8 protein-coding genes are annotated in these 11939 nt (G+C 41.5%); 2 read left to right on the forward strand and 6 right to left on the reverse strand.

Translation table 11 applies throughout. From position 1 onward, the window contains the following. The first annotated feature begins 250 nt into the window (after positions 1-250). Positions 251-1315 carry a TIGR02281 family clan AA aspartic protease gene (locus ACFFAP_RS18920; protein WP_375512645.1) on the forward strand — a complete coding sequence of 355 codons (1065 nt, stop codon included), beginning with the start codon at positions 251-253 and terminating at the stop codon, positions 1313-1315. Here the strand turns inward: ACFFAP_RS18920 and trpD are convergent. The 3 genes from trpD to ACFFAP_RS18935 all read right to left on the reverse strand — a co-directional run bounded on the left by trpD (position 1245) and on the right by ACFFAP_RS18935 (position 3614). Next, on the reverse strand, positions 1245-2339 hold the full coding sequence (trpD, locus tag ACFFAP_RS18925; RefSeq protein WP_375512646.1) for an anthranilate phosphoribosyltransferase: 1095 nt from the start codon (positions 2337-2339) through the stop codon (positions 1245-1247). The genes ACFFAP_RS18920 and trpD overlap by 71 nt on opposite strands. Before the next feature lie 79 nt (positions 2340-2418). Beyond that, on the reverse strand, positions 2419-3300 hold the full coding sequence (locus tag ACFFAP_RS18930) for a DNA adenine methylase (RefSeq protein ID WP_375512655.1): 882 nt from the start codon (positions 3298-3300) through the stop codon (positions 2419-2421). Between the two features lie 20 nt (positions 3301-3320). Next, entirely contained in the window at positions 3321-3614 is a 294-nt protein-coding gene (locus ACFFAP_RS18935; RefSeq protein ID WP_375512656.1) for a DUF5131 family protein, read from the reverse strand. A 163-nt stretch (positions 3615-3777) separates the two neighbouring features. Between ACFFAP_RS18935 and ACFFAP_RS18940 the strand changes: the two genes are divergently transcribed. Then, positions 3778-3957, forward strand: a complete 180-nt coding sequence (locus tag ACFFAP_RS18940; RefSeq protein WP_104907792.1) for a high light inducible protein — start codon at positions 3778-3780, stop codon at positions 3955-3957. A gap of 102 nt (positions 3958-4059) precedes the next feature. Here ACFFAP_RS18940 and ACFFAP_RS18945 read toward each other — a convergent pair whose 3' ends face one another. The 3 genes from ACFFAP_RS18945 to ACFFAP_RS18955 all read right to left on the reverse strand — a co-directional run bounded on the left by ACFFAP_RS18945 (position 4060) and on the right by ACFFAP_RS18955 (position 11099). After that, positions 4060-5151, reverse strand: a complete 1092-nt coding sequence (locus tag ACFFAP_RS18945; protein WP_375512647.1) for a hypothetical protein — start codon at positions 5149-5151, stop codon at positions 4060-4062. Between the two features lie 160 nt (positions 5152-5311). Beyond that, on the reverse strand, positions 5312-8287 hold the full coding sequence (locus tag ACFFAP_RS18950) for a molecular chaperone (RefSeq protein ID WP_375512648.1): 2976 nt from the start codon (positions 8285-8287) through the stop codon (positions 5312-5314). Positions 8288-8558: 271 nt separating this feature from the next. After that, positions 8559-11099 (reverse strand): proteasome protein, encoded by a 2541-nt coding sequence (locus ACFFAP_RS18955; RefSeq protein WP_375512649.1) that lies wholly within the window; start codon positions 11097-11099, stop codon positions 8559-8561. Positions 11100-11939 lie beyond the last annotated feature (840 nt).

The raw sequence follows: 11939 nt of genomic DNA on the forward strand, positions 1-11939 counted from the left end.
GGATTGGGGACAAGGGGAAAGACTTGTTGCAAGTTCTCACCTCTTGTCACCTTGTCATCTTGTCCCTTTGTCTCCCCTGCCTCTCCTGCTTCTTCCCTATTCCCTACTCCCCACTCCCCAATACTGCGATTGTTAATTATCCCATGAGTTGAGCAATTGGGAGTTTTTAGAATAGTTAATTAAAATTAAAAGGGAATTAAATAAATTAGCGGGAGTGGCTTTGGCAAAGCTTGGACGGTTAAAATTAATTATGCTTCAGTCTTTTTTATCCCGTGCAACCCTAATTTTTCTATCAAGCGCTCTAGCAGTTTTGTGTGTTGCCTGTAGTGAAGACCAACGGAACACTGCGACTGGTGGCAATGAGCAACCCGCGCCAATTGGGGAGCAGGCATCAGTACAGCCTGCCGTCGAACCAACAACACCAGCAGTTACCCCTACCCCAGAAGCACAGCAGCTAGAGCCGCTAGAGCCGTCTGAAAGTGAACCAAGTCTTTTTGAGATGGGGCGAGACAAAGCCGTTGGCGCTTGGAGTATCAGCCAATCTGCTCAATCTCCAGATGATTGGATTTTGGTGGCGAATCAGTACCAGGATGCGATCGCGCTGATGCAAGGAGTCCGGCGACAAAGCCCAGAATTTGCGATCGCTCAAACCAAAATTACTGAATATCGCCGCCAAATTAAATATGCCAGGCAGCAAGCTAATCCTCGCCCTGTGCGCGTTGCCGAACCGAAGAGGATAGTAGTTGTGGTTCCCCAGACAATAACCACACCAAAGTATACCTCACCTCTATTGCCTCCACAACAAATAAACCCGTTACCGCCAAAACCAGCTTTGCCCTCATCAGCAGTGGTAATTCCAGATCAGCAAGTATTTACAGCCCCGATTAAAAGGCGAATTGGTGGAACGCCAATTGTGGAAGTCACCTTTAATGGCCAGCAACAATTTGACATGATTGTAGATACGGGAGCCAGTGGCACTGTAATTACCCAAGAGATGGCAAATACCTTGGGAATAGTGCCAGTGGGGAAAGCTAAGGCCAATACCGCGAGTTCCAGATCTGTAGAATTTCCTGTGGGCTATGTTAATTCGATGGCAGTTGGCGGGGTAATAGTGAATAGAGTAGCAGTAGCGATCGCAGGTACGGAACTAGAAACTGGACTTTTAGGACATGACTTTTTTGGGAACTACGATGTCACTATCAAACGTAATGTGGTAGAGTTTCGTCCGCAATTGCGATCGCAAATTAATTCGCCAGAAACTCAACTAACTGCTCCAACTTCGTCCAAGCTGCCCCGCTTTGTAGGATATCCTTAGCGATTTTAATCCCTTGGGCGTGATCGAGGAATGCGATCGTACCCCCTACTTGCAGCGCCAAAGACGCATTTAAGGCTACTGCATCTTGTTGTGCCTGAGTTCCCTTACCTTGCAGTACCGCCTTCAGAATCACCGCATTCTCTTGGACATCCCCACCTCGAAGCATACCTATAGGAGCAGGTGTTAGATCCAAATCCAGGGGATTAATCGTAGTTAACTGTACTTCTTTGTCTGATAACACCGCCAAATCAGTTAAATCTCCTAATCCAGCCTCATCAAGTTTTTCTCGCCCATGCAGCACAATCGCCTTTTCCTTGCCCAAATTCTGTAAAGCTTCGGCAACAGTTGCCAAAAGCTTAGGAGTATATAAGCCCACTACCTGCCCAGTTGGTCGCAAGGGATTTACTAACGGCCCGAGTAAATTAAAAATTGTTCGCACTTTCAAAGTCCGCCGTAATGAGGCAACCGCCTTGAGTGCTGGATGCCAACCAGGGGCAAACAAGAAAGTGATCCCGACTTCTTGTAGTGCGGCTTGCACCTTTTCACTGGATGCACTCAAGTTTACACCCAAGGCTTCCAATACATCTGCACTTCCCGTCAGACTTGACGCTGAACGATTGCCATGTTTGGCGACAGGTATACCAGATGCTGCGGCGACAAATGCAACGGCTGTAGAAATATTAAAGGTTGATGACCCATCTCCACCAGTGCCACAGGTATCAATTAGAGGGATTGGGGATTGGGGATTAGGGATTGGGGATTGGGTAGATTCTTCCCCAGTCCCCAGTTTTGATTGAGATTGTAATACTTCAGCCATACCAGTCAACTCGTCGGCAGAAATGCCTCTAAAGTTCAGCGCTGTTAAAATAGCCCCTGATAACTCTGGGGGAACCGCTTCACTGAGCCATGCTTGCATCAATTCAGCAGCTTGAGTACGGGATAAAGATTGGCCATCTATTAATTGTTGCAGCAGGACATACCAGCTAGCAGAGGATTCTTGAGCAGGGATTGGGGAAGTTATCATACTAAGGTTTGTATGTTGTAGCTATATTGAGAGTTATGGGGTTATCCTACCGGAAAATTGGAAGCTATTAAAGTTAGGGTTAAATCTCAAGGCTTAATTGCAAAGCTGGATTAGCAAGATCCTGAACTTGTGATTTTTTTTCCAAATTAAGTTTAACTTCGTAGTTAGTAATGAATAACTCTTTTCCTTTAGCCGCACCACTCTGTTTATAGTTATTCATTCCATACTGTAATTCCCACTCTGAGATATTAGCCCATTGAAAATTTTCTCGAATGTGCAGTGAGTCGTCGTAGGTAATTAGCCAGCGATGATGACATTGTTGCAAAAGGTTAGCAAACCTCTGATGTTCAAAAGAAGTGTGCAAGTCACCATCTTTACCGTATAGTTTTGATTTTGTAGCGCTAAAATATGGTGGATCTAAAAATAAAAATACATCTTTACCTTCTGATTTTAATAGATGGCTGTAATCCAAATTAGTAATTTGGACATTTTTTGATAAGATATTTTCTAACTTTTCTAGCCGTTCTATTGAAGAATCAGTAAATCTTTTATAGAAAGCTTGTTCAGAAAAACCGCCTGATTCTACAGTTCCTGAAAAAGTAATCCTATTAAGTACGAAAAACCGAACTGCTCTTTCTAAATCAGATAAATTATTGACATTTACACTAGTTAATTCTGTAAATAGTGATTTACCATTTGTATATTTGACTTGAATATGTCGAATTTCTTTCACTAACTGAGTTATATCAGACTGGGCAACCTTCCAGAATAAGAAGAGTTCGCAGTTTAAATCGTTAATCCAAATTTTGATATGAGGAAACTGTTGCCTTAAATAAATAAATACAGAACCACCACCCACAAAAGGCTCCCGAAATTCTGAAAAGCTCTTCGGCAAGTATTCAACTATTTGATTTATTGCTTTCGATTTACCACCAGGATATCGTAGAGGGCTTTTTATAATCATTTAAGGAAATATTCAAGCTATTTGAAGAATGATAGTTGTTTAGTGCTTTTATCAGCTATAATTTCTGGAAAATCGTCCCAAGTTCTTCCATCAAGTTCTCTGCCATATTTTTTCTTTTGAATGCCTCCCCATTGTTTAAAGAAAAATGGCACATTCGCTAGGATACACTGTTCTCTAATATCTCTTACCCATTCAATGTTCATAGGACGAGCACCTATAGCAGATTCTCCACCAACAATCCAATGTAGCTCATCTAAACAAAGCGTTAAAGAACCTAAAAGAGGCTCATCTCCAACAATTACCCTACTAATTTTCTAAATGGAGCGATCGCAAACCTACTGACATAAAACTACGTACCCGCAATATATACTACTTAATTTTGTCTTGAGTTTATGTTGCATTTTCGTAAAAATCTGTTACATTACTTTACAGGCAGTTATAACTGTTACAACGTAAAAGCTCGGAGTATTATTTATGGCAAACGTTAAGAAGACTACGCCTTCGGTTTCAGAAGATCCTAATGCTTTGCGCTGGGGCTTCACTCCTCAGAGCGAAAATTGGAACGGTCGTTTTGCAATGATTGGTTTTTTATCTGCCGTTGCGCTTGAAGTGTTTTCTGGTCAAGGGATTTTACACTTCTGGGGCATTTTATAAATTTAAACGTTTTTACCTTCATTAGATTATGAGGCAAGGCGGGGATTCGCAAAATCGTCTGCCTTGCCTCATAATCTCAAGAATTAGAAAACTCGCCAGCAATTAGCGTGATGAGCGAAATATTACACGACCTGGAGATTCTTCTTGATTAATTCGCGCATATACTCGAAGACAAGTTAAGACTTCGCCAGGAATACCACCACAGTCTAGTTGTAAGTCATCCTTGGATAAAGCACAAATATCTGCATAAAGTCCCGATAATTGCCGAATTCGCACTTCATTACCTGCATTAACAGCTTCATCAGCGACTTTCTTCAAAATGCGCCGTGATTCATGTTGTAGCTTTCCCCACCAAGAATAGCGTTCAGCCGGTGGTACAAATACTAGGGAATGTATTGCTTCGTCCATGTCAATCCAAGCACGGAGAATTGACAGGGGATCAGTATTTTTCTCTGCTTTTTGGGTGCGTTGGAAGCGATCGCTTAAAGCATCAATATATTGATCGCGCTGTTCTGGTTTGGAGTGTAAGGAAATGACATCGAAGCTAAAAACGCTCTTTAAAGCATGATGTAAATCTGGGTCTATTTCGATAAAATTCATATATAAAAATAGGAATGCTGCTGGTAAATCGGATACATTCCCTTGGGTAATTTGAGAATTTAGGAGTGCTTTTTGATACAAGATTAATCCCTGAGTTTGAACAGTACCACTAAGGCCGGGGTAGATAATTTCATCGCGGATAAAGGGAAGTTGATAGAGGTTAGAATTATCTGCGATCGCACCAACTTCTTGGGCTAAATCTAAGGTGCGCGATCGCCAAGTTGTAGCTAAATCCTCTGGTACTCGCAACAGTTTGCGTTGAATCTCATTCCACAAATCAGAATCTGTTGTGCTTTGCAGTTGGGAATTACCCAGATAATAATTAAGTTCTGAGTCAGAATCAAAAACTTCTCGCAGGTGACTTAGTTTTAAATCATCTGGCGCATCTTCCCAACCAGTATTTTGCTGTGAGGGTGCAGGTTCCAATAGGTTATGAAGTTCTTGCAGCACCTCATCGCATATTTTAGATCCTGGATCTAGTGGAAATTTTGTGCGAGCCTGATTTAAAGTCGCCTCTAGTCCATACAAACTAAACCGCAGTAACTGGGCTAACTCTGAGTTTTCTATCTCTAATAATTGACGCAAGTGCTGCATGAATCTCACCTCCAAATATTTTTGTAGCGAATTAAACTTGGTAAACCTCTGCGCCCCTTAGCGTTTACTTTGCGCCCCTCTGCGTTTAAAAATCTTAATTTTTTCAACGCAGAGGAACGCAAAGGTTAGCGCAAAGGAACGCAAAGGTTTAATGCAAGAGTTAATGTATACCGCAAAATGGATCGCGTTCTTTATCAACTTCGTTGGGCTGCAATTCTAATTCAGCAAGATAAACGCATCCCTCTTCTTTAAGGCATTCTTGACTGTTTGATGTCCAGTAAGGGACTTCACCGGCGTGCATCCGTAGAATACCTTGAGCGTCGAGAGTTACACGATATTGGCAAGGGTAATCTGTTGTCACATCTGGTTTGCTGAGTGCGCCAATTCTTATCCATTTTTTGCTGTTGGTTTCGGCGTCTGTTTGATAAACATAGAAGGTGTGTTGGCCTGTTTGCGGGAAGGGAGGTAAGGGATTACTAATTAACCCAATTCCTGGTTCCGTCACGCCATCGCGCAGATAGTGAAATTTTTGAAACAATTTACTACCATCATTTCCTACTTCAAACACAAGATGATAGGCATCTGGTTGATCAACAGTTGCGGACTCAATAACATTGACGGCAATATCACCATCATTTAAATCTTTATTGAAGCGTTCTACAGCAATATTCCAGTTTAATTTGCCATCAGCAAATAGCGCTGAATTTTCTGAAACTACCGATTCCAAATCAATGCCAGGAATATCAATTAAATAGTGGGGATTTCCCTGACAAAGCAACACACTAAATTCAAGGGTTTGGTCAATTTCAAACTGGATTTTAAGTTTTTTTAGAAACTCTGCTTCTTGCATTCCCAGTTGATTCATGAGGTTTTTGCCGTCGAAGCTACCCCATAGTCGTAAATCTCCATCCTCGTAGTCTTGACGGTAAATAATATTAGTTAATTGGATTCCTTGCCATGCAGTACGAACCTTAGCGACAGTTTCCCAAGGTGCGAGCTGATAGAGTTCTTGTCCGGCTTTGAATATGGTGAGTAAATCGTTACTTTGAGTTTTGCGTTTGAAGTTGCAAGGTAAATAATAAAACAGATTTTTGACATCAATTTCTAGCTGGTTGGCTCCCTTACGCAGCAAGCTTTTGGACTCTTCTGGATCGAACCTTAATCTTCGCAGTTTCTCGGCATAGCAAGCACCGGCGGAGGTGGCTAATTTGGTAAATTCCAGCACAAAGGTAATTCGTTCTGGATTCCACACAAAATATGGAGATTTACTAAATTCTTGGTAGATTTGGCGCTGCACTATGTCTAAATTACAAGTTTTTCCAGACAAAATTAACCAATCAACTTTTTGGGAATTCCAAGAATCTTTGGTGATATCATCAGGGCGCAAGCGACTTTCCATCAATCCTTTGGCAATACCGATCGCTTCTTTAATTCCTGAAACGGCGGCTCGTTCAAATTGCTGGTTATCTAGGGTAATGCAGATGCTATTTGGATCTTTGACTTGCAATTTAACACCGCTTTGGGTGAGCAGTTCGGAAATTTGTTGTTCAGAAAGTGTGAAGATTAATAGAGAATTATCTACTGGTGGCTTTAGCCCAAGTTTAAGTTTAGCTGCTTCCGCATGATCCCAAAGAATATAAAATGATTGCAGACGTTGAGGTGCTTGTTGCCAACGGGTGGGTAATACTTTCTCGGCAGTATCTAGGGCATCTTTGTAAGTAATATCGCCTTCTGGATTCTCTTTATCTAAACATTTTAAAAGACTGCCACTTTTGAATTTACCTTGTTCTAAAAAGCGCTCGTTTAACTCAGAGTTAATTAAATCTTCTAGTTTTTCGCTTTCTATCTCACCTGTTGCTACTGCTGTCAATAAAAAATCTGCGATCGCAACTTTTAATAATCTAAAAATTCGTAGTGTAATTAACTCCCCACCTAGCTGTAAATGACCAGATGAACCTAATAATTTGGGAGTGAGTTTATAGTAACGTCCTCCTAAACCTCGGTCTTCATAATCAGCAAAAGTAGGAGTTTTATCTTCTAAAGTCAGTTCAATTAAAGCTAAGTCTGTAGTTCCCCCGCCAATATCCAAAACGAGAACATTTTGTGACCATTTGTTTCCGGCTTGGCGACAACGGGTTTTGAATGACTCGATGCCAATGTTGAGATTACCACCAAATTCTCGCCATAAAAAGAATATCGCCACAGAAACAGCTTCATCATAAGCAGTTTGCACATCGTCGATCCCCAACTGCTCAACTAATTCCTTAACTTCCTTGCGAACAACTGGTGGGGCGACAGTGGGGTAGGTGACAACTGCTGTTAAAAAATTCCCTTCTGAAAACCTGCGTTGGGCGCGTTGGCGGTAATCTTCAGTTAACTCGATTAAATGCGCCCAAGCAGATTGGATCAGTTGGTTCGCGGTAATTAATTCTTCTTCACCATCCAAAATAACTGGAAACAACCGCTCCTGACCAAAATAGCGTTTGGGTGAATGGTGAAACCTGCTGATAATTTCCTTTAAAGAACTGCTTGTACCTTGAGCGATCGCTTTTTTTCGGTTATCTCTAGCTTCCCTTCCCATCCGCAGTTTTAAATCGCTTAACTGTGAAATTTCCGACTCGCTGGGGATTTCCGTATCGCGGCGATCGATATCCAGCACAACTGGAATCAGATTTTGCGACTCTAGGGTAGGGACGCGAAACACCTCATGATAAATTTGGTAAAGTTTTTTGCTGACAGCACGGCGGAATCTCTCGCTGTTTCCTAAGGAAAGTTCAATTTGGCGAATTGCTTCCAAAAACCGCTCTTTATTGTCACTTTCAAAGACTTCGCTGAATTGGCTGGGTTCTATCTCCAGGTTTCTGCTAATTTCTACAATAAACTTTTCCCAATCATCAGCACTGACATCTGGTAAAGCTACTGAGGCGGGAGAACTCAGCCATTGTGATAAGCGATCGCGCAACCGCATTTCTTGTTCTTTAGGTAAAATTTCTGCGATCGGTACTTCAATTGGATCGAAAAGTGTAACTGTAGAATTCGATGTACCAAAATCTAAAGCAAACCATCCTGGAAATCTTTTTTGTTGTTTCTCGCTTGGTTCTTGATCGCTATATTTGTTGAGTTGAAAAGGGTTCATTATAGTATCACTTTCTGTTGTTTGTTTTATAGCTGGCTAAAAACTGTAATGTTTTATCATAAAATTACAAATTTAGAGAATCTTTGTGGTACAGACTTTTAATCTTTAGTCTTGTACCACTGATTCTCTTTAGCACTGGCTTTTTTCTTTGGCGACTAACTGGAAAAGTAACCCTGGTACATGCTTGGAAATTGTAGAAAAAATCGCATCCCGTCTCACAAACACATCCTCATATCCGTACCCATCGCAATCAGTCACTTTCTGAGTTAGCTTATCTCAAATCATCTAAGTAAGAAACAGCAGCAAGTTCTGAAATAATCTGCAACCAAGTAGGAATTGCAATCTCAGATGGCAAGTCTCCAGCCGCCAAATATCTCAGCAAAGTTTCTTTTTTTGAAATGTTTTGCAAACTAGGAATAATTTGATCCAAAATACCTTCAAGTTCGGAATTTATTTGTTGATTAACTTCGCTAACATACTGCACAAGATGGAGGCTGGCGCTAGCAGTGATTTCATCTCGCAGCCGCAGTACTAAAAGTTGGTGATTGCTCGATCTGGGTAAACCTTGGCTTTTTTCGGGTGCCCAGTCAAAGATTTGACCAACGTTGTGTTTATCGTCTTGACGCGCTAAGGGAAAGATGATTTCGGGCGCAACGGTTTTGTTTTTACTACTGATTTCGGAGATGATTGCTTCAATCCATTCGTTAGGCTCGCATCCTAGTAATAATTTGTAAAAAAGATCGGCATCTTCAAAACCAAATTTTTCTTCGATTTCTTGTTCCATTTCTGGATGGAAAATTGCCTGCAATTGTTCGCGTTCTGGGGCTACATAATTTGACAATTGATTCAACAAATCTACCACTGCTTGATGGATGCGATCGCGGGCAAAATCTTCTACTTCTTTAACGGTTTTCTCAAATACTGGATAAAAATCATCGCTTTTAGTCGGAAGGGAACTATTGACCCGATTTCCCCGATCAAATAATTTCCCAGCTGCACCTTTAGATTCTGCCAGAGCGATCGCTCCATTGTTGGCTTTGTTGAACAGTAAAGTCCACTGGTTCCAATTGAGGATTCTAAAGGTAAGTTCGTCTTTCACTACATCGCTGACGACAACACCGCGCCGATCTTTGAGTGGTTCTTTCCCTAAATCTTTTTGAAAATTCCTGTAGATTTTATCCAAGCTTTCCACCACAAAGCGCAACTCGATAAAGGCGGGACTATCGCCTGTAGGGATACCTTGCTCGTGAATTTCATCTATGATGTCCTTTAAGTGATCTTGTTGCTGACTCACCACATCAGCCGCTCTCCGAGTATCTTCATACAGTTGCTTTAGACCATGAGTCGCTACGTGGGTTTGAATCAATTCCCGCAGCTTACTAAGTCCCCCATCTTGACTAAAGTAACCTAGCTGTCTGCCCAAATAACTGCGAGTGTCAGATTCTAGCAGATGTTCACTTAATAGCTCCCACTTATCTTGTAGCCGTTTAGACCGATCTAGATAATCAGGATAGTCTAAGTTAGCCAAAAACTCTGTTGAGCCTGCTTTGACGGTACTAGAACGTTTTGCCAATTCAGCTAGTCCCAACAGTGGCGACAGTAAAACGATGCGGTCTTTTTGAGTTGTAAATGCTTCTGCACCGTCAATGGTAGTTTGGAGAACTTTGAGTTTTTGGAAAACGGTTTCCTCTTGTAAATCGCTATCTTCAATCAGTTGGTCAAGTTCTCTTTCGCCACCCTCGCCCTCTAGGGGTAGTTGATCGAAGCGACCTACACCTACGAGAATTAAATCTTTTAGGTCTTGTCCCGGTCGCTGCTGCTGCATCATCGTAAAGATTTTATTGGCGCGATCGCTCCCAGGAGATTTACCATTTAGCAGTACTAAAATTGTTTGTACTTCTGCCAATTCTCGCAGCGACAAAAAGGTATCCCTAGCCCCCGAATTAGCAGCCCCTAATCCCGGAAAGTCGATGAGAATAAATTTGGCTGCGCCTGTAAAATCCCAAATTTCCCGTGATATTTTTACATCAATATCTACGCGGCGGATCAGTGGGAAGCTGTTTTGTAATAACTTTGTTGGTAGCCTCTGGGGTGGACTCGGTAATCGGATATGCGCTGGGGGTAAATCCTCAAATTTCAAAGTTTGGATTGCCATTGGCTGTTCGACTAGCTGTAGCCCCTCGCGGGCGGTGGTAGCATCAATCTGGTAGCGCCCACCACACATAACTTCCCCATAAGCTTGATAAGCCCGTAGGAATAGTACCAACTCTCGCAGTAAATAACGTAGCTCTAAATTGTTACTGTTATTCCATGCTTCTTCACACCAGCCAATAATATCTGTGCCAGAGTTGAGTTTCGATACTGGTATAGGAGGAAGCCCTGCTGCTGTTGTCCGTTTATTGGCTTCCCCTAACATGAAGCGTAGACACTCATGCACCCCTTCATGCGAAAGATAATCTACAGTAAAATTACTTAATTGAGTAGTTGCGAAATCGTCTTGAGGTATGATGTGTATGGCGGTAACATTACCTGTAGTGGGGTTTTCACTGACTGGCAAAGCATCAGCATATCCAATTAGACTGCCTAAAAGTAAAGTTTTGCCACTACTGAATTCCCCCATCACCCCAATTTTGACAGGTGAAGTTGCAAGGTCTACAGTTTTCTGGGCAGCTGACCGCAGACGAAGAAGACAATCGTCAAGACTAGCTGGAACCCAATCTTCTTGTTTTGAAGGGTGCTGGGGCACAGAATCTATCTTTCGGAGAATGAATTCGCCGTACTCCTTAAAACGGCCCAGTTTATCTGGTTCCATAAAGTAGTTTCCGCCTAACATTAATTTCTGTGAGCTTTATAACATATAAAATCCCATTGCCAGCCATTGTTGCAATGTGTTGATATCACATTTAGCATTTCTCTCATTTAATTTGCGATTTTGGTATGAGGGGTTTTGAACGGTCAAGACAATTTTGAGAAATCGGGTTTGAATTGGAAAATTGAAGAAAAATTCAGAAGTCAGAATTCAGGAGCCAGAATGAATAAAGTAGAGTTTTATACCACAAATTGACTAAAGGCTCCTTAATAGAGATGTGGGTATTAAACCCTTTTATACTCTTTATTTTAAGAGAATGTCCGAAAAGTATTAGGTGAATATAATTCGCTACTACACAAACAATGTTTACCTACGTGGAAAACATGAAAAATCAAAAATTTCCAACCCACGGAGGTGGGTTTTGTCTGTATAGCCAAGCGCGTTGGGCGGCTCTCTCTGCCGACTTCTACCCCTGCTCTTAAGCAAGCTACGCGTAGCGTCTCCGAACAGGAGAAGCAACTGGCCTGCGACTTATAGTCGCCACGACTCTAATTCATGCTGAATTCTTCTTGAGAAAAAATCAATATTTATTTGATATGAAATTCCTGATTATTGTGAATTTCTGATAAAGATGTAAGCACCTCATAGTGAATCGTATAGTTTCCGTGAAGCCAAATCAGGTTTTTGTGCAATGCGATTACATAGCTAAGATGAATTTATAGGTAATTTTAATAAGAGCCAAAATTAAATGAGTTTACTGACATATGGATAGCTTAAACTTTACCAAAAATGCTGAAGTTAATCTTAATGATAACTTCAGCATTTTTTCAATTTATTTACAGT

The sequence above is a fragment of the uncultured Nostoc sp. genome (genome assembly GCF_964245575.1).
Taxonomy (GTDB): domain Bacteria; phylum Cyanobacteriota; class Cyanobacteriia; order Cyanobacteriales; family Nostocaceae; genus Nostoc.

Coding starts and splice junctions, on each gene's coding strand:
- ACFFAP_RS18945 (WP_375512647.1), bottom strand. CDS start 5,151: ATGCAGCACTTGCGTCAATTATTAGAGATAGAAAACTCAGAGTTAGCC.
- ACFFAP_RS18940 (WP_104907792.1), top strand. CDS start 3,778: ATGGCAAACGTTAAGAAGACTACGCCTTCGGTTTCAGAAGATCCTAAT.
- trpD (WP_375512646.1), bottom strand. CDS start 2,339: ATGATAACTTCCCCAATCCCTGCTCAAGAATCCTCTGCTAGCTGGTAT.
- ACFFAP_RS18920 (WP_375512645.1), top strand. CDS start 251: ATGCTTCAGTCTTTTTTATCCCGTGCAACCCTAATTTTTCTATCAAGC.
- ACFFAP_RS18955 (WP_375512649.1), bottom strand. CDS start 11,099: ATGGAACCAGATAAACTGGGCCGTTTTAAGGAGTACGGCGAATTCATT.
- ACFFAP_RS18950 (WP_375512648.1), bottom strand. CDS start 8,287: ATGAACCCTTTTCAACTCAACAAATATAGCGATCAAGAACCAAGCGAG.